The 22,506-nt window shown below is 69.3% G+C and carries 20 protein-coding genes and 1 pseudogene; 12 read left to right on the top strand and 9 right to left on the bottom strand.

Translation table 11 applies throughout. The features are described from left to right. Positions 1 to 12: 12 nt before the first annotated feature. The 6 genes and pseudogenes from CYL12_RS08650 to CYL12_RS17545 form a co-directional block, all read left to right on the top strand. Complete coding sequence (locus CYL12_RS08650) at positions 13 to 1,125, top strand: DegT/DnrJ/EryC1/StrS family aminotransferase (RefSeq protein ID WP_101848738.1); 1,113 nt, start codon at positions 13 to 15, stop codon at positions 1,123 to 1,125. Beyond that, positions 1,122 to 1,742, top strand: coding sequence for a sugar transferase (locus CYL12_RS08645; protein WP_158297129.1), 621 nt, complete (start codon positions 1,122 to 1,124; stop codon positions 1,740 to 1,742). Before CYL12_RS08650 ends, CYL12_RS08645 begins: the two co-directional genes overlap by 4 nt. Next, positions 1,735 to 2,400: a NeuD/PglB/VioB family sugar acetyltransferase gene (locus tag CYL12_RS08640; RefSeq protein WP_101847246.1), complete on the top strand. Its 666-nt coding sequence runs from the start codon at positions 1,735 to 1,737 to the stop codon at positions 2,398 to 2,400. Before CYL12_RS08645 ends, CYL12_RS08640 begins: the two co-directional genes overlap by 8 nt. Next, complete coding sequence (locus CYL12_RS08635) at positions 2,397 to 3,614, top strand: glycosyltransferase family 4 protein (protein ID WP_101847245.1); 1,218 nt, start codon at positions 2,397 to 2,399, stop codon at positions 3,612 to 3,614. Before CYL12_RS08640 ends, CYL12_RS08635 begins: the two co-directional genes overlap by 4 nt. Further along, positions 3,611 to 4,663 carry a polysaccharide biosynthesis protein gene (locus CYL12_RS08630; protein WP_199399092.1) on the top strand — a complete coding sequence of 351 codons (1,053 nt, stop codon included), beginning with the start codon at positions 3,611 to 3,613 and terminating at the stop codon, positions 4,661 to 4,663. The genes CYL12_RS08635 and CYL12_RS08630 overlap by 4 nt, the downstream gene beginning before the upstream one ends. Continuing rightward, a pseudogene (locus CYL12_RS17545) lies at positions 4,660 to 5,190 on the top strand (NAD-dependent epimerase/dehydratase family protein); the annotation flags it as partial. The gene CYL12_RS08630 and the pseudogene CYL12_RS17545, both read left to right, overlap by 4 nt. Before the next feature lie 157 nt (positions 5,191 to 5,347). Here CYL12_RS17545 and CYL12_RS17540 read toward each other — a convergent pair. Further along, positions 5,348 to 5,422 carry a phage DNA packaging protein J gene (locus tag CYL12_RS17540; RefSeq protein WP_353615398.1) on the bottom strand — a complete coding sequence of 25 codons (75 nt, stop codon included), beginning with the start codon at positions 5,420 to 5,422 and terminating at the stop codon, positions 5,348 to 5,350. 333 nt (positions 5,423 to 5,755) lie between these two features. Between CYL12_RS17540 and wecB the strand changes: the two genes are divergently transcribed. Then, complete coding sequence (wecB, locus tag CYL12_RS08620; protein WP_101847243.1) at positions 5,756 to 6,892, top strand: non-hydrolyzing UDP-N-acetylglucosamine 2-epimerase; 1,137 nt, start codon at positions 5,756 to 5,758, stop codon at positions 6,890 to 6,892. Positions 6,893 to 6,910: 18 nt separating this feature from the next. Here the strand turns inward: wecB and CYL12_RS08615 are convergent, their stop codons facing one another. From CYL12_RS08615 to gmd, 4 genes are read right to left on the bottom strand one after another with little or no spacing between them, the layout of a single operon-like run. Next, positions 6,911 to 8,125: an MATE family efflux transporter gene (locus CYL12_RS08615; protein WP_101847242.1), complete on the bottom strand. Its 1,215-nt coding sequence runs from the start codon at positions 8,123 to 8,125 to the stop codon at positions 6,911 to 6,913. 8 nt (positions 8,126 to 8,133) lie between these two features. Beyond that, positions 8,134 to 9,249 (bottom strand): DegT/DnrJ/EryC1/StrS family aminotransferase, encoded by a 1,116-nt coding sequence (locus tag CYL12_RS08610; RefSeq protein ID WP_101847241.1) that lies wholly within the window; start codon positions 9,247 to 9,249, stop codon positions 8,134 to 8,136. Then, positions 9,246 to 10,457 (bottom strand): glycosyltransferase, encoded by a 1,212-nt coding sequence (locus CYL12_RS08605; protein WP_101847240.1) that lies wholly within the window; start codon positions 10,455 to 10,457, stop codon positions 9,246 to 9,248. Before CYL12_RS08605 ends, CYL12_RS08610 begins: the two co-directional genes overlap by 4 nt. A gap of 2 nt (positions 10,458 to 10,459) precedes the next feature. Further along, positions 10,460 to 11,470 carry a GDP-mannose 4,6-dehydratase gene (gene gmd, locus CYL12_RS08600; RefSeq protein ID WP_101847239.1) on the bottom strand — a complete coding sequence of 337 codons (1,011 nt, stop codon included), beginning with the start codon at positions 11,468 to 11,470 and terminating at the stop codon, positions 10,460 to 10,462. A 173-nt stretch (positions 11,471 to 11,643) separates the two neighbouring features. On the opposite strand from gmd, the gene CYL12_RS08595 reads away from it, so the two are divergent. Both CYL12_RS08595 and CYL12_RS08590 read left to right on the top strand, forming a co-directional pair. After that, on the top strand, positions 11,644 to 12,969 hold the full coding sequence (locus tag CYL12_RS08595) for a hypothetical protein (protein WP_101847238.1): 1,326 nt from the start codon (positions 11,644 to 11,646) through the stop codon (positions 12,967 to 12,969). Next, positions 12,966 to 14,117: a glycosyltransferase family 4 protein gene (locus tag CYL12_RS08590; protein WP_158297128.1), complete on the top strand. Its 1,152-nt coding sequence runs from the start codon at positions 12,966 to 12,968 to the stop codon at positions 14,115 to 14,117. The genes CYL12_RS08595 and CYL12_RS08590 overlap by 4 nt, the downstream gene beginning before the upstream one ends. A gap of 19 nt (positions 14,118 to 14,136) precedes the next feature. Here the strand turns inward: CYL12_RS08590 and CYL12_RS08585 are convergent, their stop codons facing one another. Next, a complete protein-coding gene (locus CYL12_RS08585; protein ID WP_101847236.1) occupies positions 14,137 to 15,417 on the bottom strand; it encodes a nucleotide sugar dehydrogenase in 1,281 nt (426 codons plus the stop codon). Positions 15,418 to 15,558: 141 nt separating this feature from the next. Between CYL12_RS08585 and CYL12_RS08580 the strand changes: the two genes are divergently transcribed. Next, entirely contained in the window at positions 15,559 to 17,406 is a 1,848-nt protein-coding gene (locus CYL12_RS08580) for a DUF4012 domain-containing protein (protein ID WP_101847235.1), read from the top strand. Here the strand turns inward: CYL12_RS08580 and CYL12_RS08575 are convergent. From CYL12_RS08575 to CYL12_RS08565, 3 genes are read right to left on the bottom strand one after another with little or no spacing between them, the layout of a single operon-like run. Further along, the gene (locus CYL12_RS08575) at positions 17,403 to 18,119 is read right to left on the bottom strand and encodes an arsenate reductase/protein-tyrosine-phosphatase family protein (RefSeq protein ID WP_233486690.1); all 717 of its coding nucleotides are present in this window, start codon (positions 18,117 to 18,119) and stop codon (positions 17,403 to 17,405) included. The two genes, CYL12_RS08580 and CYL12_RS08575, sit on opposite strands and share 4 nt — an antisense overlap. Then, positions 18,116 to 18,592, bottom strand: coding sequence for a VanZ family protein (locus CYL12_RS08570; RefSeq protein WP_101847233.1), 477 nt, complete (start codon positions 18,590 to 18,592; stop codon positions 18,116 to 18,118). The genes CYL12_RS08575 and CYL12_RS08570 overlap by 4 nt, the downstream gene beginning before the upstream one ends. A 35-nt stretch (positions 18,593 to 18,627) precedes the next feature. Further along, the gene (locus tag CYL12_RS08565) at positions 18,628 to 19,563 is read right to left on the bottom strand and encodes a Ppx/GppA phosphatase family protein (protein WP_101847232.1); all 936 of its coding nucleotides are present in this window, start codon (positions 19,561 to 19,563) and stop codon (positions 18,628 to 18,630) included. A gap of 28 nt (positions 19,564 to 19,591) precedes the next feature. Between CYL12_RS08565 and coaA the strand changes: the two genes are divergently transcribed. Further along, positions 19,592 to 20,545, top strand: a complete 954-nt coding sequence (gene coaA, locus CYL12_RS08560) for a type I pantothenate kinase (protein ID WP_101847231.1) — start codon at positions 19,592 to 19,594, stop codon at positions 20,543 to 20,545. A gap of 63 nt (positions 20,546 to 20,608) precedes the next feature. After that, a complete protein-coding gene (gene glmS, locus CYL12_RS08555; RefSeq protein ID WP_101847230.1) occupies positions 20,609 to 22,456 on the top strand; it encodes a glutamine--fructose-6-phosphate transaminase (isomerizing) in 1,848 nt (615 codons plus the stop codon). The last annotated feature ends 50 nt before the right edge of the window (positions 22,457 to 22,506 follow it).

The following is a 22,506-nucleotide window of genomic DNA, read 5'->3' as shown; positions in this document are numbered from 1 at the left end:
ACACGGATCTACATGTCGTCCCCGGACGTCGGCGCGGAGGAGGAGGAGGCCGTCGTCGCCGCGATGCGCTCCGGGTGGATCGCACCCCTCGGACCGGATGTGGACGCGTTCGAGCGCGAGCTGGCAGACCGCGTCGGCGTCGCGCACGGCGTCGCGCTGAGCTCGGGCACCGCAGGGCTGCACCTCGGTCTGCTCACGCTCGGGGTGCGGCCGGGGGATGTGGTCCTGACATCGTCGATGACCTTCGCCGCCACGGCGAACGCGATCACGTACACCGGTGCGGAGCCCTACTTCATCGACGCCGATCCGCGGACCGGCAACATGGACCCGGCCCTGCTGCGGGACGCGCTGATCGAGCTCCGCGACGCGGGAGAGACCGCGGCGGCCATCGTCCCCGTCGACCTCCTCGGCAAGGCCGTCGACTACACCGCGATCCTGGCGGTCGCGGACGAGTTCGATGTTCCCGTGCTCGCGGACGCCGCCGAGTCTTTGGGTGCCGCACACGCCGGGCGCCCGGCCGGGAGCTTCGGACGCGCGTCGGTGGTGTCGTTCAACGGCAACAAGATCATGACCACGTCGGGCGGCGGCATGCTGCTCACCGACGACGAGGGTTTCGCACAGCACGTGAGGTACCTCGCGACGCAGGCGCGGCAGCCGGTCGTGCACTACGAGCACACCGACATCGGCTTCAACTACCGGATGAGCAATCTCCTGGCGGCCCTGGGACGGGCGCAGCTCGCCCGTCTCGACGCGATGATCGCGCGGCGGCGGGAGATGCGGGAGCTCTATAAGCGCCTGTTCGCCGACATCGACGGCGTCGAGGTGTTCGGCGCGGAAGGTGACGATGCCGACAACGTCTGGCTCACGTCGATCCTCGTCGACTCCGCGGTGACCGGATGGGAGCCGTCCACGCTCGCCGCCGCGCTCGCGGATGACGACATCGAGAGTCGCCCCCTGTGGAAGCCGATGCACGCGCAGCCCGTCTTCGCGGCGAACCGTCGACGGATCTCCGGAGCGTCGGACGCACTGTTCGCGCGCGGACTGACCCTGCCGAGCGGTTCCGCCCTCACGGACGACCAGCGGGCGCGCGTGGTGACCGCGATCCGCGGCTTCCTGGACCGATGAGCGCCGGTCGCCAGGCGTACGACATCGTGAAGCGCGGCCTCGACATCCTCATCGCGGCCGTCGCCCTGGTCCTGCTGTCTCCGGTGATCGTCGCGACGGCGGCTCTGGTCGCCGTGCGGCTCGGGCGGCCGGTGCTGTTCGCGCAGCCCCGCCCGGGGAGGCACGGCCGGATCTTCACCTTGTACAAGTTCCGCTCCATGCGGGCGGTGGACGCATCGCGCGGCTGGGTGAGCGACGCCGACCGTCTCACCCCGTTCGGGGCACGCCTCCGGGCGACCAGCCTGGACGAGCTGCCCAGCCTGTGGAACGTGCTGCGGGGCGACATGAGCATCGTCGGACCTCGTCCGCTCCTGGTCGAGTACCTCGACCGCTACACTCCCGAGCAGGCGCGACGGCATCAGGTGCGGCCAGGGATCACCGGTCTTGCGCAGGTCACGGGCCGCAACGCCGTGACCTGGGAGCAGCGCTTCGCCCAGGACGTGCGATACGTGGATCGGCGCAGCATCGGGCTGGACCTTCGCATCGTGGTCGCCACGATCGGTGCGGTGTGGCGCCGCGAGGGGATCACCGCAGAGGGACAGGCGACCATGGCGAAGTTCGGAGAGACGCATGACTGAGCGCATCATCGTGCTGGGGGCCGGCGGATTCGGCCGGGAGACGCTGGACGTCGTGGCGGCCCTGATCGCCGGCGGCGCCGCGCTCGAGCTCGTCGGCGTGATCGACCCCGGCGCCCGTGACCTCGACCGCGAGCGACTCGCGGCGCGCGATGTGCCCCTGCTCGGCACATTCGAGGAATGGCGGGCAGGTGCGCGCGGTGATGAGCGCTTCGTCGTCGGCATCGGTGCGCCCGCGGTGCGCCGCAGGATCGCCGCCTCTCTGCACGACGCCGGCTTCCGCGCCGCCACGCTCGTCCATCCGTCAGCCGTGATCGGCACTCAGACGCGTGTCGGCGAGGGTGCCGTCATCACGGCAGGGGTGCAGGTGTCGACCAACGTCGACATCGGCGCACACGTCCACCTCAACCCGGCCAGTGTCATCGGTCACGATGCCGCGCTCGCCGACTTCGTCTCCGTGAACCCGGGGGCGATCGTCTCCGGGAACGTCGTCGTCGAGTCGGGCGTCCTGCTCGGCGCCGGTTCCGTCGTCCTCCAGGGGCTCACGGTGGGGGCCGGCGCCACCGTCGGAGCCGCGGCGTGCGTGACGCGAGACGTCGCCCCCGCGGCGACGGTGGTCGGAGTGCCCGCGCGCCCGGTGGCGATTGGGGACCCCGCATGAGGGTCCTGATCGTGTCGCAGTACTACCCGCCGGAGGCTGTGCCACTCCCGGCCGACCTCGCGCAGGGCCTCTCGGCACGGGGCCACCAGGTGAAGGTGCTGACCGCGTATCCGAACTACCCGTCGGGCCGGATCTTCCCCGGCTACCGTCAGCGCTGGCGCCACACGGAGGCCGACGGCGCGGTCGCCGTGCACCGCGTCCCCCTTTTCGCCGACCATTCGCCGAGCGCCGTCAAGCGCATGCTCAACTACGTGTCCTTCGCGCTGAGCTCCGCGACCGCAGGCCGCCTCGGCCGCGGCGCTGACGTGATCTACGTGTACGCCACCCAGATGACCGCGGGCTTCGGGCCCTGGCTCTGGCGGGCGATGGGCGGCACCCCCTATGTGCTGCACGTGCAAGACCTCTGGCCGGACTCCATCGTGGGCTCCTCGTTCGTGGCCGGCGGCCGCGCGTCCCGTCTGGTGTCCGGCGTGCTCGATCCCTGGCTCCGGAGCGCATATGGGCGGGCGGCCGGCGTGATCGGCATCGCGCCGACCATGGTGGCCACGCTCACTGCGCGGGGAGTTCCGAGGGACCGCGCTCACCTCGTGTACAACTGGGCCGACGCCGGCGAGACGGTGACCTCGACACTGCCTCCCGCGGAGGCTCCGCGCGCCGAGATCGTCTATGCGGGCAATGTCGGCGACATGCAGGATCTCGACACCGTCGTCCGGGCGACCCACGCCGCTGCGGATGCGGGGGTGCGACTGACGATCGTCGGCGACGGGGTGGCGAAGCCGGCCCTCCGCGCGCTCGTCGACTCCCTGGGCGCCGAGAACGTCCACTTCCTGGACCCGGTCCCGCGCGAGCGGATGCGGGAGGTCTACGCCCGGGCCGACTACGCCCTGGTCTCCCTCAGGGACAGGCCCGTCTTCCGCGGCACCATCCCCTCCAAGCTCCAGGCCGTGCTGTCGGCCGGGCTTCCGGTCGTGACCACCGTGCAGGGCGATGTCCGAGCGCTGGTGAACGACGCATCGGCAGGGCTGACCGCGGACGCCGAAGACGTAGGCTCGATCGAGGCCGCTCTCCGTGCCGCGGCCACCCTCCCGGCAGCCGACCGCGCCGCCATGGGGCGACGAGGGCGCGAGCTGTACGACAGGCACTTCTCCCGGGACTCCGGGATATCCAGCATCGAGGGGCTCCTCACGGCAGCCGCGAAAGGAACGAGCAGATGATGAGCCACTCGTACGACGGTGCCCGCGTCCTGGTCACGGGCGGAACGGGCTCGTTCGGCCACACGGTGGCCAGGAAGCTCCTCGAACGAGACGTCGCCGAGATCCGCATCTTCAGCAGGGACGAGGCGAAGCAGGACCTCATGCGACACGAGGTCAGGGACGGACGCCTGCGGTTCTACGTCGGCGACGTGCGCGACTACGACAGCGTCGAGCGGGCCACCAGGGACGTCGACTTCATCTTCCACGCCGCCGCGCTCAAGCAGGTCCCGTCGTGCGAGTTCTTCCCGATGGAGGCCGTTCGCACGAACGTGCACGGAAGCGAGAACGTGGTGCGCGCCGCCGACCGCAACGGCGTCTCCTCCGTCGTGGCGCTGAGCACCGACAAGGCCGTGTACCCGGTGAACGCGATGGGCATGTCGAAGGCCCTCATGGAGAAGGTCGCGCAGTCACACGGCCTGAACAACCCCAACACGGCGACGACGGTCTCGTGCGTGCGCTACGGCAACGTGATGTACTCCCGCGGCTCGGTCATCCCGCTGTTCATCCGCCAGATCAAGTCCGGCGGGAACATCACGATCACCAACCCCGACATGACCCGCTTCATGATGTCGCTGGCGCATTCGGTCGATCTCGTCGAGTTCGCGTTCCGGAACGCGCAGCAGGGCGACCTCTTCGTCCGCAAAGCCAAGGCGACGTCGATCGGCACCCTCGCCCAGGCCGTGCTCAACCTCTTCCGCTCCGACGCGAAGATCGAGATCATCGGCACCCGCCATGCGGAGAAGCTGTCCGAGGCGCTCGCGACGCGGGAGGAACTGTCGCGCGCCCGGGACATGGGCGAGTACTTCCGGGTGGTCGCCGACAACCGCGACCTGAACTACAGCGTGTACTTCGAGGAGGGCGATGTCGCGCAGAGCCGCTTCGAGGACTACGACTCGCACACGGTCGAGCAGATGTCGATCACCGAGGTGGAGGAGCTGCTGCTGACGCTGCCGGAGGTGCGTGCGGAGCTCCGTGCCGCGGGACTCCCCGACGGATCGGGCGCAGTGTGAGCCGTTTCGCGGTCACCGGTGCCGGGGGCTTCCTGGGCTGGCATCTGCGCGCCGCGCTCCAGGAAGCGGACGTCGCCGTCGCGCGCATCCCGCTCGGGGACGCGTACGACGAGGCCGCGGCCGTGTCGGCGCTCGACGGCGTGGACCGGGCCGTGCACGTCGCCGGGGTGAACCGAGGCAGCGAGGAGGAGGTGCTCCAGGGCAACGTCGCCTTCGCCGCGCAGCTGGCATCGGCGCTGCGCGCGACCCGGAGGCCCCCGCGCGTGGTCGTGTTCGCCAACTCGATCCAGGTCGGTAACGGCTCCGCCTACGGCGAGGCGAAGGCGCGAGCGGCCGCGATCCTCGCTGATGCCGCGTCTGCCGTCGGCGCCGAATTCGTCGACGTGCCGCTCCCCAACCTCTTCGGCGAGCACGGGCGTCCGTTCTACAACGCCGTCACCGCGACCTTCAGCCACCTCATCGCGCGGGGCGGCGCCCCGCGGGTCGAGACCGACCGGGAGCTCGAGCTCCTTCATGCGCAGGACGCCGCCGATGTGCTGCGTGGTGCTGTTCCGCTCTCGGGTATGCCGGCTCTTCAGCGTCAGGAGACGGTGTCCGGCCTGCTCGAGCGTCTGCAGGGATACGCCGTCCTCTACAGGCGGGGAGAGATCCCGGATGTGTCCGATCCGTTCGACCGCGACCTCTTCAACACTTACCGCTCGTACACCTTCCCGGCTCAGGCTCCCCTGGATCTGACCCGGCACGCCGACGTCCGCGGATCCTTCTTCGAGATCATCCGCTCGCACGGCGGACCAGGACAGTCGTCGTTCTCGACGACGGTCCCCGGGGTGACCCGCGGAGAACACTTCCACCGCCGCAAGATCGAGCGGTTCACCGTGCTCCAGGGGCGCGCCCGCATCTCGCTGCGCCGCCTGTACTCTGAGGAGGTCGTGTCGTTCGAGGTGTCAGGCGAGGCGCCGGGCGCGGTCGATATGCCGACGATGTGGGCTCACAACATCACGAACATCGGCGACGACATGCTCTACACCTCGTTCTGGACGAACGACATCTTCGACCCCTCCCACCCCGACACGATTGCCGAGGCAGTGTGACATGGCCGACAAGCTCAAGGTGATGACCGTCGTCGGGACCCGTCCCGAGATCATCCGGCTCTCCGCCACGATCAAACTGCTCGACGAGCACACCGACCAGATTCTCGTGCACACGGGCCAGAATTACGACTACGAGCTGAACGAGGTGTTCTTCGAGGACCTCGGGCTGCGTCGGCCCGACCATTTCCTGGAGGCGGACACCTCGTCGCTCGGCGCCGCGTTGGGTTCCATCCTCACGAAGACCGAGGCCGTGCTCCGTACCGAGCGGCCGGACGCCTTCCTGGTCCTCGGCGACACGAACAGCTGCATCTCCGCGGTCATCGCCAAGCGGATGAAGATCCCGGTGTTCCACATGGAGGCCGGGAACCGGTCCTTCGACGAGAACGTGCCCGAGGAGACGAACCGCCGTCTCGTCGACCATGTCGCGGACTACAACCTCGTCTACACCGAGCATGCGCGTCGCAACCTGCTCGCCGAAGGCCTTCATCCGTCCCGCATCCTGCTCACCGGATCGCCCATGCGCGAGGTGCTGGAGCAGAACCGGGCCCAGATCGATGCGAGCGACGCGGTGGAACGGGCCGGACTGCGCCAAGGGGAGTACTTCCTGGTCAGCCTGCACCGGGAGGAGAACGTCGACAACCCCGCGCGCTTGGCGTCCGCGATCGCCGCGCTCCAGACGCTGCGCGATGAATACGGGCTTCCGGTGCTCGTGTCGACGCACCCGCGCACGCGCAAGCGAATCGAAGCGCTCGATGAGGATGCGGCGACCGCCGGCATCACCTTCCACCCGCCGTTTGGATTCCACGACTACGTCAAGCTGCAGCAGGACGCGAAGCTCGTCCTGTCGGACAGCGGCACGATCAGTGAGGAGTCGAGCCTGTTGGGCTTCCCCGCGGTCACTCTGCGCGATTTCATCGAGCGCCCGGAGGCTGTGGACACGGGAGCCATCATCACGGCGGGCGTCGAACCGGAGCGCGTGGTCGCGGCCGTCCGGGTCGTGCTCGACCGGGACCGGCGTCCTCAGACACCCGCGGACTACCGTAACGACGACACGGCTCAGCGCGTCGTGAGCTTCATCCACGGGACGGTGCCGTCGCACCGGCGCCGGCTGGGCCTCCTGCTTCCGCCCGAGCGCTGAGGCGGCGGACAGCCGCGTCTACCGGGCGTCCGGGCGCGGTCGCCGCGAGAGGTGGTGGTAGCTGGCCCACCACAGGACGGCGTTGAGCGCGGAGATCGCGGTCATCGACCAGGTCGCGCCGGCGAGCCCCCAGGCGTACGCGCAGGCGAGGACGATGAACGGCCGCGGGATGCCGACCACCAGCCGGAGAGTAAGGCTGCGGCCCCCCGCGAAGGCCACCCGGTGCCCGGAGTTCGCGACGGCGCCGACCAGCGCGAAGATCGCCTCCAGGCTCAACGGCAGCAGCGCGAGGCTCGCGAGCTGCCAGGTCTCACCGAGCAGCTGCTCGCCCCAGGCGTCGGGAAGGAACTGCAGCGCGACGAGGAAAGGCGCCAGAACGGCGACCTGTATCGCTGTGACCCGCACGGCGGAGCGGATCTGGCGTCCGGGGACATCATCACGCCGGGAGAGGAAGGGCAGCAGCAGCGAGCGCGCGGTCGTGGCGATGAGGTTCAGCGGCCCGAGGAGTGTGCCCGCGCCCCGCACGGCGCCCAGGATCCGGCCGTCGTCGACCAGGCCGAGCAGCCCCGTGGTGAGCAGGGCGCCACCGGAGCCCACCGCATAGTCGAGGGCGAACAGCGCGCTGACCCCGGTGTCCTCCCGGTGCCGTGTCCAGCGAGGGAGCAGCGGGGTGCGGGCGACCACCATCAGGACATACCCGGCCAGCGCACCCGAGAGCGCCCAGACGATGAACACGATCCGCGCGTCCAGTACCCCCGCGATCGAGAGCACGGCCCCAGCGATGGTCAGGGCCGACCACAAAGTGGTGGACACCATGGCCCGACCCACGGCTCCCGCCGCCGAATCGAAGGTCCGGAGGAAGTCGAAGGCGAGCAGCCCATGGAACGCGATGCCGAGCACCAGGAGGAAGAAGTTCGCCGTCACCATCGCCCAGACCACCAGGAGCACGGCACCCAACAGGGCGACCAACGACGCCCGCCGGAAGCTTCGGACGAAGGTGTCGCGGTCGGCGGGGCGGGAGAGGGCCGAGTCGGTGAGAGCCGAGCGGATGAGCCCGGAGCCGAAGAGGTAGGCCACCATCGCCAGGGAGAACTCCGCGAAGCCCGCGATCGACGAGGCGCGCGCGATCGTGATGGAGAGGGCCAGGCTCGCGAGGCTCACCAGGCCGTTGCCGCCCACGGCGAAGACCAGCCGTCGGCCGCCGGGGATCGGCCCGAGGAAGTCCTTGGCCACGGCGCCGCCTACTCGCCGTCGGCGAAGGAGCTCAGGACATCCCGGAGCGCCTGGCACACCTGCGCGATCGCGGAAGCCTCCAGGCGGGGGAACGTCGGGAGACTGATCCCTTCGCGGGAGATCGCAGCGGCCACCGGAGTGGGGGTGCGCTGCGCAGCCGGGACGAACGGCATGTCCTGCACGAGCGGGAAGACGGGGCGCGACTCGATGCCGCGCTCCGCGAGGGCGGTGATCACGGCGTCGCGCTCGACGGCGGACCGCCCGGTGAGGCGCACCGAGTGGATCCACGGCGTGGGGGCGGCCCCGGCAGCGATCTCCTGCCCGCGTAGACGCTCGTCCGCTGCCAGGAGCCGCTCGTACTCGTCGACCACCCGCCGCCGCTGAGCGATCAGCTCGGATGCGCGTTCCAGCTGAGCGGTGAGAATCGCCGCGGCGACGTTGGTCATCCGGTAGTTGTAGCCGACGATGTCGTGGAAGTATCGGCGCGTGGGGTGGTTGCCCTGGTTGCGCAGCTGCAGGATCGCGGTGTGGAAGTCTGCGCGCGGCGTGGTCACGGCGCCGCCCTCGCCGCTCGTGATGACCTTGTTCCCGAAGAAGGAGAACGTGCTGATGTCGGCGAGAGAGCCCGCAGCGCGCCCGTCCAGGGTTGCACCCAGCGATTCTGCCGCGTCGGCGATGAGGATGAGCCCATGCTCGTCGGCGATCCTTCGCAGTTCGCGGTAGTCGGCGGTCTGGCCGTAGAGGTCGACCGCCACGATCGCGGTGGTCTGCGGGGTGATCGCGCGTTCCACGGCCGCCGGATCGATGCACCAGGTGCTGTCGAGCACGTCGACCACGACCGGTACGGCCTGCACGTAGTAGACGGCGTTCAGCGTGGCGACGTAGGTGAGTGCGGGGATGATGACCTCATCGCCTTCGCCGACGCCGGCGGCGAGCAGTGCGAGGTGCAGGGCCGTGGTCCCGTTGCTGCAGACCGCCGCGTGCGGGGCGGCGGTGAGCGTGCGCAGCAGATCCTCGGCGCGCTCGACGTAGGCGCCCCGCGATGAGATCCAGCCGCTGTCGAACGCATCGAGCAGATAGCTCCGCTCGAGGGCGCCGAGGTCGGGTTCCGAAACGGGGATCATGCGTGCGCGCCTCTTCTCAGGTGGTCGGGCCGGGGACCGCGTCCCCCGGCCCAGGCGAAGACCTGCTGGTACTCCTCGGCCATCTGCTGCCACGTGCGCGCGCGCAACTCGGCGCTCAGGGGTCGGAGCCGTTCGACGATGCCGGCGTGATCGTCGAGGACCGAGTGGATCGCCTCGACGAGTTCCTCCGGTGAGTCCGGGTCGAACGTCGGGGTCGCCAGCCCCAGGGTTTCCAGCTGCGCTGTGAGCGGCGGGATACGGCTCGCCACGAACGGCAGACCGCGCACGATGGCCTCGAACACCGGGCCACTCGCCGCTTCCCAGCGCGTAGGCATCACGAGCAGGTCGGCCGCTGCGTACTCCGCCTCCAAACGCTCGGCGTCGACGAAGCCGAGCCATTCGATGCGGTCGGCGACGCCCAGCTCAGCCGCCAGGGCGCGCAACTGCTCGCCCTGCTTCCCGTCCTCGGCGCCGGTGAAAACCGCCGTGGCGCCCGACAGCCGCGGCAGAGCGCGCACCAGAACCTCGTGGTTCTTATGCGGAGTGACGAAGCCCGGCAGCAGAAGGCGGAGCCGACCGCTGTTCGGTGTGGGACGATCGGTCCACGGGCCGCTGTTGAGTACGGGCAACGGGATCAGGAACGTCTTGGAGGCGGCGGCGGGGAAGCGCTCGATCAGGCTTCCGTACGGATGCGCCCAACTGCAGATGACGGCCGCCGCGGCGTCGACGTTCCGGGTGATGATCTCCTGATCCATGGGGGAGGCGAGGCCCGGTTCGAAAACCCGCAGATCGTGCACGGTGACGGCGGTGCGTCCGCCGCCGAGCGGTACGCGATGGAACGGCTGCCAGACGACCCCGTTTCCCAGGGTGGCAGCCGTGGAACGGGCGCGAATGGCGCGGACCCGACCGATCAGCGCCTGCGCGAGGGGGGATGATCGTGGGATCACGCGACGCAGCGCTCGCTGCCACCGGCTCGTCGCGCTCAGCGAGATCGTCACCGGGACGATGGCGTCGGGTAGCCGCGGAAGCCGTTCCGCCCACGCGTTCGCGGCCTCCGCGTTCACGAGGCAGCGGAACGGGATCCCGGCCGCCGCGAGCCCTTCCGCGACACCGGCGGCCACCACACCGACGCCGCCCGAATCCGGGCTCACGGACGTGAAGTCGAGGGTGAGGGCGGGAGCCGAGCCGCCGTCCTGAGGGGCGGACACGCTCAGATGTCCACCCGCACGTGCCGTCCGGCCTTCTCGTCGCGCACCTGCTGCAGATCGCCGTCGACCATGCGCTGCACGAGTCCGGTGAACGTGGTGGTCGGCTTCCAGCCGAGACGGCGCTCTGCCTTGGAGTAGTCGCCGATCAGCGCGTCAACCTCGGACGGGCGCTCGTACCTCGGGTCGGTGCTGACGTAGTCCTCCCAGTTCAGGTTCACGTGGTCGAACGCGGCCTGCACGAACTCGCGCACCGTGTGCGCCTCGCCGGTCGCGATCACGTAGTCATCGGGCGTGTCCTGCTGCAGCATCAGCCACATGGCCTCGACGTATTCGGGCGCGTAGCCCCAGTCGCGCACGGCATCGAGGTTGCCCAGAACGAGACGGTCCTGAACGCCCTCGACGATGCGAGCCACAGCGCGGGTGATCTTCCTCGTCACGAACGTCTCGCCGCGACGCGGGCTCTCGTGATTGAAGAGGATGCCGTTGGAGGCGTGCAGACCGTAGGCCTCGCGGTAGTTCACCGTCGCCCAGTAGCTGAACACCTTCGCCGCGCCGTACGGGCTCCGGGGGTGGAAGGGCGTCTCCTCGTTTTGCGGCGGTGGAGTGGAGCCGAACATCTCGGAGGAGGAGGCCTGGTAGAAGCGCGAATCGACGCCGCTCGCGCGGATCGCCTCCAGCAGGCGGATGGTGGAGACACCGGTGACGTCGGCGGTGTACTCGGGGATCTCGAAAGAGACTGCCACGTGGCTCTGCGCGCCGAGGTTGTAGATCTCGTCCGGCTGGACGTCGCGGATGAGGTTGGTCAGCGAGCCGGAGTCGGAGAGATCGGCGTAGTGCAGGATCAGATCGGACGGCCGGTGGCCTTCGGCCCTGGCGACCTCCTCCAGGCGCGACGTGTTGAACGACGACGAGCGGCGCTTCGTGCCGTGGACCTCATAGCCCTTGTCCAGCAGCAGCTCCACAAGATAGCTGCCGTCCTGGCCCGTCGTTCCCGTGACAAGCGCCTTCTTCATGTGTGCCCTCTATGCGTGGTGCGGCGACCATCCTGTCGGCGGTCCGGAATCCTGACTATCCTAGGGCGTCAGGGGATCCGCTCGTGCTTACCGGCTGAGGCTCCGCGACGACGGAGACGTCGCCGCATCCCTCACTCAGCATCGGAACCGCGCGAAGGGCGATCGGTCTCTCCATGAAGACACTCTCAGGCGAGCGGGGATCCGGAGCGCCGGTCGCCGAGCAGGCGTCGAGCGCGCCCCTCTCGTCACCATCCCGCCTTCAGCGCCTCTTCCTGTCGTATCCCGTGTCGGTGGCGCTCTCGCTGCCGTATGTTCTGCTGATCCTGCCGCAGGCGGTGTGGAATCAGAACGAGCATCTCGGCTTCCTTATCGGTGTCCTCGCTCTGGCCCTGGCGGGCGCGGTGTTCGTCGAGGCCCTGGTCGGCATACTGCGGTCCTCCGGCCGGCGGGCGCGAGCCGCGCGTACGGCGGCGAACGTCGATGCGACGTTCGAGCGGCTGAACGCGTACGGGCCGGCGCTGCGGCGCTCGGCCTACTTCGTCACGGTCGTCGGTGTGGTGGTCGGAGTGGTGTCCGCTGCAGCCGGGATCGGGTCGATCCAGTCCCAGGTCGGACTCGTCGCCGTCTCCGCGCCCCTTTCCATGGCTTCGGCGCTCGTCGGAGGCTGGCCGACGATCGGCTCGGCGCTCCTGGTCGCAGCCCGGATGGCTCGACAGCTCTCTGCGCGATCGTTCTGGTCGTGGATCGGCATCCTTGTCGTCGGGCAAGCGCTGGAGGCGTATCTCACCGCTGTCACCGCGACCTTGATGACGTTCGCCACCAGTCTGATGATGATGCTGTTGCTCTTCGGGATCATCCGCGTGCGCTTCGCCCTGGTCACCCTGCTCATCGTCCTGATCGCGTGGCCGATCGCGTTCGACATCCGCAACGGGCTGAGAGAGTCCAGCGGTGTCGCCGTGAGTGCCGATGTCGACGCTTTCGATCGCCTGCGTTTCGATCTGCAGATCACCCGTGCCGCGGAGATCCGGGACATCCCGCTCGAACTCGGGCAGCCGGGCCCGATCGAGATCGTCCGGTACGGCCTCGTACCCCGTGCCCTGGACCCCGAACGACCGCCGATCTCCACCGGAATCAAGATCAACATGTACCTGGGGGGAAGTGCCACATCCAGCTACACCTTCCTTCCCGTCACGACCGCATACGTCCTCGGCGGACCCGTCTACCTCGTCCTCTGGTATGGCTTTTGGGCGCTCCTCGCGGCGATCGTGCTGCGCGGCGGGCGCGACCTGAGTGTGCTCCGCATCGTGCTCATGGGGCTCCTCCTGAGCGGCCCGCTCGGGTGGTTCTCGACTTTCCCCGACCGGACCATCGGTGTCCTCCAGTTCCTGGTGTCCTTCCTTCCCGTGCTGCTCTATCTGGCCCTCGAGAAGACGTTCCGCCAGCGGCGGAGAGGGGCCATGAGCACGGCTCATCCACAATCGGAGCGGCGGCGCACGTGAACGAGCGGACTCGTGTGGGCGTGTTCGCCCCGTTCTACCCGCCCGCCTTCCGAGGGGGCGGACCCGTGCGGTCGATCTCCGCGCTGGTGCAGGCCGCTCCGGCGACGTTCACCCCGTTGGTCGTGACGGGCGACCGAGATCTCGGGGAGACGGAACCGCTTCCGGTGCCCGCCAACGAGTGGATCTCTCATGCGGACGCCGACGTCTATTACGCCTCCCTGTCGTCGCCCGCGGCGTATACGCGAGCGCTCTTCGCCCTCCGGCGGCGGCGACCGGGTCTGCTTCATCTCAACAGCTTCATGAACCCGCGATTATCCATCGTGCCGGTGCTTTTGTGGCGGCTGGGATTCTGGGGCCGGGCACGCCTGCTGGTCTCGCCGCGGGGCGAGTTCGGAGACGGTGCGCTCTCCCGGCGCACCGGAAAGAAACAGGCCTACATGCGGCTGTTCCGCCTCCTCGGTCTCCATCGCCGAGTGGTGTGGCACTCGACGGCCCCGCACGAGACGGCCGACATCCGTCGTGCCTGGGGGGAGCCGGTGACCGTCGTGGAGCGGGAGAACGACACTCTTCTCGCCCTGGCCGCGACCGAACCTTCGCCCCTCGACGGGCCGCTTCGTGCCGTGTTCCTCGGGCGCATCGTGGAGCACAAGGGGCTGCACATCGCGCTGAGTGCGCTCCAGGCGGTAGCCGCGCCGGTCAGGCTCGACGTGTACGGCTCCCGGGAGGACGCGGCCTACGTGCGTCGCTGCGAGGCGCTCGTGCGCGACCTTCCGCCTCACATCTCGGTCACCTTCCATGGGCCGGTGGCGCCGGAGGAGGTCGTGAGTGTGCTCGCGCAGCACGAGCTGCTCCTCATGCCCACGGCGGGCGAGAACTTCGGGCACGTCATCGCAGAGGCCCTCTCGGCGTCGTGTGCCGTGGCGGTCACTCCGCTCACCCCGTGGACCGAGGTCCTTTCCGAGGCGGGTGGACTCGTTCTCGACCGCGCCGTCGAGCCCTGGTCGAGGGGAATCGAAGAGCGGGCCTCATCGTCGCGCGAGGAGAGATTGGCGGCCCGACGCCACGCGGGCCAGACCTACGAGAGATGGCGTGCGCGACCGCGCGCGCCTCATGTCTGGGAGACGGCCTCGGCGGTGCGCGGCCGCTGACCCGCCCGAGGCCTCGCGGTCAGAGGCGGTGGACGCTCGCGTGGGGGAGGCGGTTCCGCGTATCGAACACCAAGACCTCGCCCGCCTCGGCACGGCGTTCGAGGAGGTCGAAGTCGAACTGGTCGTGATCGGTGACCACGATCACGAGATCGGCTTCGTCGATCGTCTCCGCGGTGAGTTCGCGGCGCTCCGCTCCGCGCGGCCACTGAGCCTCGACCACGAAAGGGTCGGCGGCGAGCACGGTCGCGCCGAAGTCGCCGAGGAGCTGGATGATCCGCAGCGCGGGCGACTCACGGCTGTCTCCGGAGTTCTTCTTATAGGCCACCCCGGCGAGCAGCACCGTCGAGCCATTCAGCGCCTTGCGCTGGGTGTTGAGGAGTTGGATCACGCGCTCCACCACATAAGCGGGCATGTGCTCGTTGACGTCGTTCGCCAACTCCACGAACCGGAAGCTCTTGCCGAGCGTGCGGCGCACCTGCCAAGACAGGTAGCTCGGATCGACGGGGAGGCAATGACCGCCGACGCCCGGGCCGGGAGTGAACTTCATGAATCCGAACGGCTTGGTGGCCGCCGCGTCGATCGACTCCCACACGTCGACACCGAGTTCGTCCGCAAAGACCGCGAGCTCATTCACGAGCGCGATGTTGACGTGACGGAAGGTGTTCTCGAGCAGTTTGGTCAGCTCGGCTTCCTTCGGCGACGAGACGGGGACTGTGCGCTCGACCAGCGACGCGTAGAAATTCTCGACGCGCGCGAGAGAGGCGGAGTCGATGCCCGAGACGACCTTCGGCGTGTTGACGAAGTTCCAGCGCGGGTTCCCGGGGTCGATGCGCTCCGGGCTGTACCCGACGAAGAAGTCCGTGCCCGCGGACAGCCCCGAACCCTTCTCGAGGATCGGCACCACGAGTTCTTCCGTCGTGCCGGGGTAGGTCGTCGATTCGAGGACGACGGTCGCCCCTGCGGTCACGAACGGGGCCAGGGACGCCGCCGCGGACTCGATGAAGGAGAGGTCGGGCACGCTTTCCTTGAGCGGCGTCGGAACGGTGATGACCGCGACCCCGAAACCGCGGACGTCCGCGTAGTCGGCCGTGGCCCGGTAACGGCCGGACGTCAGGGCGGCCTGCACCGTCGCGCTCTCAACGTCCTCGACGAACGAGCGACCCTGCGCGAGCGCGTCGACGCGCACGGCGTCGAGATCGAGACCGACGACGTCATACCCCATGTCGACGGCGCGCATCGCGAGCGGGAGACCCACGTAGCCCTGGCCGACGACGATGACGGGACGTGAGCGGTCGAGCATCGAGACTCCATTCGCGGGGTGGCACGGTGATGTAACGGCTCATAGTCTGTCACGCGTGGCGCCGGGTGCCCGCCGACTCTGAGAAGCGCGCGCTACCGGCTTCGCAGGGGGATTCCTGAAAACTACGGTTGAATAGGAGCGATGTCCTCCGCCCCGACCCGAGCCCGCCTGCGCGCCCAGGCGCGCCGCAACGGTTCCCCGCGACGTCGTCGCCGGATCGTGGCGATCGTTCTCGGGCTCCTCGCCCTGATCCTCCTGTTCGCCGCAGTGATCGGTGGGATCGCGGTGTCGAAGGCGTTGGCGGTCCGCGACGCGCTCACGCGGGCGGTGCCCGTTGCCAGCGGCCTGCCGGCGAAGGTCGTCGCAGGGGAGGCCGAGCAGGCTGCGGCCGATGCCGCAGCGGTGCAGAAGCTCGCGGAAGACGCCGTGAAGGAGACCGCGAGCGCGGAATGGCGCATCGCCGAGTGGATTCCGGTCCTCGGACAGAACCTGGCGGCCGTCCGGACGGCCGCTGAGGGAGTCGACCGCATCGCCGAGTTCGCCGTCTCCGCGGTGCCCACGCTCGACCTCTCGGCGTTCCGACCGGTCGACGGAGCGGTGGACCTGGGGGCAGTCCATCGTCTGGAGGATGTGGTCTCGCGAGGCGCGGCCACGTTCTCCGCGGTGGACGAGCGGATCGCGGAGACCGACCGGAGCCTTCTTCTGCCCCCGGTGGCCGATGCGCTCGCGACGCTCGACGATGCGGTCAGCTCGATCGACGACACGCTCGGGAGTCTCGCCCCGGTACTGAAGATCCTCCCTGCGGCGCTCGGGGAGGGGGAACCGCGCACATACCTCCTCGTCTTCCAGGGGAATTCCGAGTTGCGGGCGTCGGGCGGTAATCCGGCGGCGCTGGCCCTGGTGACCGCGAGCGAAGGCCGGATCGAACTCACCACGCAGGCGACGAGTGTGCAGTTCGCCAACGCTCGCCCGGAAAGCGTGTCACCTCTGGACCCGGAGACGGAGCACCTCTACTCCGACATCATCGGACGCTGGATTCCGAACCTGACAGCCACACCCGACCTGGAGACCTCCGTTGAAATCCTCCGTGCATGGTGGGCCGAGGAAGGACTGCCGCCGTTCGACGACGTCATCAGCACAGATCCGGTCGCCCTCAGCCATCTCCTGAAGGCCACTGGCCCGATCCCGCTGGTCACGGGGGAGACCCTCACCGCCGAGAACGCGGTACCGCTGCTCCTCAACCAGGTGTACTTCACCTACGGAGAAATGGTCCCCGGGCGCGGTGCGGACGGAACGGCGCAGGACCTGTTCTTCGCCGCGGCGGCGGCGCAGGTGTTCAGCACGCTGACGACCGGAGTGAGCAATCCCATCGCTCTGCTCGACGGACTCCGGCAGGCATCGGACGAGGGGCGACTCAAGATCTGGTCCTCGAACCCGGACATCGAGGGGATGCTCAGCGGAACGAAGCTCGCCGGGACACTCCCAGCGGACAACACGGAACGCACTGTCGCCGGCGTCTACTTCAACGACACGACCGGTGCGAAAACCGACTACTACGCCGACGCGACGGTCGTCACCACGAGTGATCAGTGCACCGCCTCCGGTGCTCCCACCTTCCAGCAGACCATCGAGTTCGCGAACAACATCACGCCGGAGCAGGCCGCAAGCCTTCCCTACTTCATCACCGGGCCGCACTTCCCACCTGGGTACCTCGCGACGGACGTCGTCGTCTACGCACCGGTCGGCGCGAGCATCGAGTCGTGGACGGTGGAAGGGGCAGAGAGTTACCACCTGGCCGCCGAGGGTACTCACCTCGGCCGATCCGTGGTGCGCATCAACATGGTCACCCCGCCGCAGACCGCCGCGACGATCACCGTCACGATGAAGGGTGCCGAGGGGAGCACGGGGGCGGACTATGGACCGTACGACGTGTGGACGACCCCGATGGTGCGCGAGACTCCCGTCACGCTGGAGGCACCGGGCTGCTAGCGGATCGCGGTCCGTACGATCCGCTCGACCTCGCTCAGCGCGGGGGTGAGCTGCGCGCCGGAGAGCGCATAGGTCTCCCGCGAGCGCCGGTAGGGATCGACGACGTCGTCGTCCTCGGGCGGTGCGGGCGTGATGCCGCGCTGATCGCCGACGGCGCGGAGCACAGCGGCGAACCGATCCCGCCGCGAGCCCTCGTCGGTCTGCGCGGCGTCCCGCGCCTCTTCGGTGCTCAGAGTGGATGCGAGCCGCGCGAACTCCCGCAGCGTGAACGTGCGCCGGAGGGCGGCGGGCATCATCTTGACGACGGCGGAGCGGTGTTCGCGTGCCATCGTCAGCACGAGGTCGGCGTCGGCAACGTACGGCTCGACGAGGTACCGGGCGCGGTGAGCGAGGGCGATCGCCGAGTCGGCACCACCCTGTGTGACGAGTTCGAGGGCTTCCTCCGGCATGCCGTGCCCCTCGAGCGCATGCGTTCCGGCGCTGTGCACCCGGACGCCCAGCGGCTCGAGCCGCTGTCGAAGCAGCACCTCGGCGAGAGGAGAGCGGCAGATGTTCCCGGTGCAGACCGTCAGGATGGTCAGACGTTCGCTGGCAGGGGCGGTCGGGTTGACGTCGTTCTCGGGAACGGCGGCGCGCACAGACGGGTCCTGCTGCTCACGCCACTCTCGGCGGCTCATGCCGGCTGGCGGGCCGTCGAGGGGAGGAAGGGTCACGAAGCCAGCCTACGGTCCGTCGACGCGGCCGGATCGCGTGACAACAGGGCCAGCAGCAGGGTCACCACGACCGCGCCGAGGAAGGTGCCGGTGGTGTTGGCGATCACATCGCTGAGCGTGGGGAACCGGGACGGCATCAAGCCCTGTACCGTCTCGATCACGACGCTCAGCAGTCCACCGGCGAGCGTGACCTGCCAGAGTCGAAGCCGTGGCCACGCGAAGGGCAGCAGCAGCCCGACGGGGACGAAGAGAACGACGTTGGCCAGGATTTCCAGAACCACGGCGCTCTGCTGGTACGGCGCGACGCCGGCCTCCGCGACCCATGCGGCCATCACGCCCACGAGGCCCGTGACCTTCGACGAGACCGTCGCCGGCAACCAGACCGTGAAGCCCACGAACAGCAGATAGCCGACCAGGGCGACCCGGGCCGCCGCCGTGCCGCGTCGGGTACGGGCGGCGAGGGTCGAGGTCATGGCGTCATGTTATCCGCGGCGCCCGTGCAGCCCTCTCAGGGTCGGCCGCCCTGCTCCTCGATGTACCGCAGCAGGACGCCTTCGCGCAGCGCCCACGGCGACACCTCCAGCTCCTCCACGTCGAGCGCCGTCATCGCCGCGTGCAGGGACACCGCCGCTGCGACGATCTGGAACGTCCGGTCGGGTGTGATGCCGGGCAACTCCTGCCGCGCCGACGCGGGAAGGCGCGCCAAGCGCGGGATCCATGCTCCGAGCGCCGTCCGCGGCAGCAGCATCCGCTCGATCCCGGACCAACCGGGAACGGGGTATCCGACGAGGCGGGCGAGGGAGCGGATGGCCTTGGACGATCCGACGACGTGGTCGGGGCGGGGGAGCGCGGCGAAGCGCGCGGCGACGCCGGTCACTGTCGTCATCGCGTGCACCCGAAGCCGCTCCACGTCCTCCTCGCCGGGCGGGTCCTGCGGGAGGAACTGCACCGTCATGCGCCCGGCGCCGAGCGGGACGGAAGCCGCCGCATCCGGGAGTTCCTCGGCGCCCGCGGCGATCTCCAGCGAGCCGCCGCCGATATCGAGGAGCAGGAGCTGACCGGCCGACCACCCGAACCACCGGCGCACGGCGAGGAAGGTGAGCTCCGCCTCGGTCTCCCCGTCGAGCACCTGGAGCGGCTGGCCCAGCACGGCCTCGATGCGGCCGATCACCTCGTCGCCGTTGCGCGCATCCCGCACGGCGCTCGTGGCGGTGGCGAGGAGTGCGTCGACGCGTTCCGCCTCCGCGACGCGGCGCGCCTGGGCGACGGCCGCCTCCAGGGCGCGCACACCCTCCTCCGCGATCGCCCCGTCGGGTTCGAGGTATCGCATGAGCCGGAGCACCGTCCGGTCGCTCGTCGTCGCGAGCGGTCGTCCGCCGGGGCGCACGTCGGCCGCGAGCATGTGAACGGTGTTGGATCCGATGTCGAGGACTCCGAGGCGCACGGGATGAGGATACTCGCGCGCGGTTACGATGGACGACGTGACCACCGCCGACCCCACGCTGCCGCTGTCGCCGTACCGGGAGATCGGGCGCGCGGAGTGGGCACGTCTCGCCGCCGGACTCGACCAGCCGCTCACCGAGACGGAGGTCGTCGAGCTGCGCGGCATCGGCGACCGGCTCGATCTCACCGAGGTACGCGAGGTCTACCTCCCGTTGAGCCGGCTGCTGAGCCTGTACGCCAGCGCGACGAAGCAACTCGGCGCCGCGACGTCGACGTTCCTCCAGGAGGACGACACCACGACGCCGTTCGTCGTCGGTGTCGCCGGCTCCGTGGCGGTGGGCAAGTCGACGATCGCCCGGCTCCTCCGTGAGCTTATGAGCCGGTGGCCGGGGACGCCACGCGTGGAACTCGTCACGACGGACGGCTTCCTCTACCCGAACGCCGAACTCGAGCGTCGTGGCCTCATGGACCGCAAGGGCTTCCCCGAGTCGTATGACCGCCGGGCCCTGATCGAGTTCCTCACGGAGGTCAAGAGCGGGGCGCCGGAGGTGCGGGCGCCGTTCTACTCGCACATGCGCTACGACATCGTGCCGGACGCGCACGTCGTGGTGCGCCGACCGGACGTCGTGATCGTCGAGGGGCTCAACGTCCTGCAGCCTCCGCCCGCGCCCAACGACGTCGCCGTCAGCGACCTCTTCGACTTCTCGATCTTCGTGGACGCCGACACCTCGCACATCGAGAAGTGGTACGTCGACCGGTTCCTCGCCCTGCGGCAGGGCGCCTTCAGCAACCCGTCCTCGTACTTCAACGTGTTCGCGCACCTCACCGACGAGGAGGCGATCACCACGGCACTGGGGTACTGGAACGAGATCAACATGCCGAACCTCGTCGAGAACGTCATGCCCACCCGGCATCGCGCGCGACTGGTCCTCCGGAAGGGCGCCGATCACGACGTGGAGAGCGTGCTCCTTCGCAAACTCTGACCGCCACCGACAGCGCGCGTATGTTCGGACGACTCGCAAAAATTCCCGCTTACCCTTATCGGCATGTGTGGAATCGTCGGATACGTGGGCCCGCGGCCCAGCCAGGACATCCTTCTCGCCGGACTCGCCAGGCTCGAGTACCGCGGCTATGACTCCGCGGGCATCGCGGTGATCGACGGCGAGGGAACGCTGGGTATGCGCAAGAAGGCGGGCAAGCTGGCCATGCTGCGCGACTCGCTCGGCGACGCCCCGCTTGCCGACGGCACGACCGGCATCGGGCACACGCGCTGGGCGACCCACGGCGGTCCGACCGACGTCAACGCCCACCCGCATCTCGCCGACGATGACAAACTCGCGGTGATTCACAACGGCATCATCGAGAACTTCGCCGCCCTGCGCGACGAGCTCCTCGCCGCCGGCGTCGCCTTCCGCAGCGAGACGGACACCGAGGTCGCCGCGGCGCTGCTCGGCCGCGAGTACGCGAGCAACGGCGGCGATCTCGCCCTCGCGTTCCGGGCGGTCGTCAACCGCCTCGAGGGGGCCTTCACGCTCCTCGCCATGCATCAGGACCACCCGGGTCTCGTCGTCGGCGCGCGGCGCAACTCGCCTCTCGTCATCGGCCTCGGCGAGGGGGAGAACTTCCTCGGCTCCGACGTCGCCGCGTTCGTCGAGCACACTCGCAAGGCGCTCGCGATCGGTCAGGACCAGATCGTCTCGATCACCCCGGACGCGGTGACCGTGACCGACTTCGCCGGCACCCCCGTCACCGCCGAGCCCTTCGACGTCTCCTGGGACGCCGCCGCCGCCGAGAAGGGCGGATGGTCGAGCTTCATGGCCAAGGAGGTCGCCGAGCAGCCCGAGGCCGTCGCGAACACCATCCGCGGCCGCATCCACGACGGGCAGGTCGTGATCCCGGAGCTCGACGGCCTCGACGAGCTGTTCCTCGGCATCAACCGCGTCATCATCACCGCCTGCGGCACGGCCTCCTACGCGGCCCTCGTCGGCAAGTACGCGATCGAGCAGTGGGCGCGTGTGGCGGTCGATGTCGAACTCGCTCACGAGTTCCGTTACCGCGACCCGGTCATCGGCACGGACACGCTCGTGATCTCGATCAGCCAGTCCGGCGAGACCATGGACACGCTGATGGCCGTGAAGTACGCCAGAGAGCGCGGCGCCCGCACGCTCTCGGTGTGCAACACGCAGGGCGCGACCATCCCGCGTGAGTCCGACGCTGTCGTGTACACCCACGCCGGGCCGGAGGTGGCCGTGGCTTCGACGAAGGCGTTCTCCGCCCAGATCACGGCCCTCCTGCTGCTCGGCCTGCACATGGGCCGCGTCCGCGGTGTCGTCGCCGACGCGTCCACGGACGTCGAGGAGCTCGCCGCGCTGCCGGAGAAGATCGCGAAGGTGCTGGAGAGCGAGCACGAGCACGTCTCCCAGCTCGCCGGCTGGATGGCCGACACCCGTTCGGTCCTGTTCCTCGGTCGTCACGTCGGCTATCCGATCGCCCTCGAGGGAGCGCTGAAGCTCAAGGAGATCTCCTACATCCACGCGGAGGGCTTCGCCGCCGGTGAACTCAAGCACGGTCCGATCGCCCTGATCGAGCCCGGGCAGCCGGTCTTCGTTCTCGTGCCGTCGCCGCGGCACTCCGCGCTCGTGCACTCCAAGGTCGTCTCCAACATCCAAGAGATCCGCGCCCGCGGCGCCCGCATCATCGTCGTGGCGGAGGAGGGCGACGCCGCCGTGCTGCCGTTCGCGGACGAGGTCATCCACATCCCGCTGGCCGGCCCCATGTTCGAGCCGCTGCTCGCCGTGGTCCCGTTGCAGATCTTCGCGATGGCGCTGGCCACCGCCAAGGGCCTCGACGTGGACCAGCCGCGCAACCTCGCGAAGTCCGTCACGGTGGAGTGACCGCCGACCCACCCCCTTGTGTTCCTCCCACCCCTCTGCGTGTGCACGCA

The sequence above is a fragment of the Zhihengliuella sp. ISTPL4 genome (assembly GCF_002848265.1).
GTDB lineage: Bacteria > Actinomycetota > Actinomycetes > Actinomycetales > Microbacteriaceae > Microbacterium.
Note: the sequence above shows the minus strand (reverse complement) of the source record. Positions and strands in the feature narration are given on the sequence as shown.

Excerpts from the sequence above, each read along its gene's own strand:
- CYL12_RS08650 (WP_101848738.1), top strand. The coding sequence starts at position 13 with ATGTCGTCCCCGGACGTCGGCGCGGAGGAGGAGGAGGCCGTCGTCGCC.
- CYL12_RS08645 (WP_158297129.1), top strand. The coding sequence starts at position 1,122 with ATGAGCGCCGGTCGCCAGGCGTACGACATCGTGAAGCGCGGCCTCGAC.
- CYL12_RS08640 (WP_101847246.1), top strand. The coding sequence starts at position 1,735 with ATGACTGAGCGCATCATCGTGCTGGGGGCCGGCGGATTCGGCCGGGAG.
- CYL12_RS08635 (WP_101847245.1), top strand. The coding sequence starts at position 2,397 with ATGAGGGTCCTGATCGTGTCGCAGTACTACCCGCCGGAGGCTGTGCCA.
- CYL12_RS08630 (WP_199399092.1), top strand. The coding sequence starts at position 3,611 with ATGATGAGCCACTCGTACGACGGTGCCCGCGTCCTGGTCACGGGCGGA.
- wecB (WP_101847243.1), top strand. The coding sequence starts at position 5,756 with ATGGCCGACAAGCTCAAGGTGATGACCGTCGTCGGGACCCGTCCCGAG.
- CYL12_RS08610 (WP_101847241.1), bottom strand. The coding sequence starts at position 9,249 with ATGATCCCCGTTTCGGAACCCGACCTCGGCGCCCTCGAGCGGAGCTAT.
- gmd (WP_101847239.1), bottom strand. The coding sequence starts at position 11,470 with ATGAAGAAGGCGCTTGTCACGGGAACGACGGGCCAGGACGGCAGCTAT.
- CYL12_RS08595 (WP_101847238.1), top strand. The coding sequence starts at position 11,644 with ATGAAGACACTCTCAGGCGAGCGGGGATCCGGAGCGCCGGTCGCCGAG.
- CYL12_RS08585 (WP_101847236.1), bottom strand. The coding sequence starts at position 15,417 with ATGCTCGACCGCTCACGTCCCGTCATCGTCGTCGGCCAGGGCTACGTG.
- CYL12_RS08580 (WP_101847235.1), top strand. The coding sequence starts at position 15,559 with ATGTCCTCCGCCCCGACCCGAGCCCGCCTGCGCGCCCAGGCGCGCCGC.
- CYL12_RS08570 (WP_101847233.1), bottom strand. The coding sequence starts at position 18,592 with ATGACCTCGACCCTCGCCGCCCGTACCCGACGCGGCACGGCGGCGGCC.
- coaA (WP_101847231.1), top strand. The coding sequence starts at position 19,592 with ATGGACGACGTGACCACCGCCGACCCCACGCTGCCGCTGTCGCCGTAC.
- glmS (WP_101847230.1), top strand. The coding sequence starts at position 20,609 with ATGTGTGGAATCGTCGGATACGTGGGCCCGCGGCCCAGCCAGGACATC.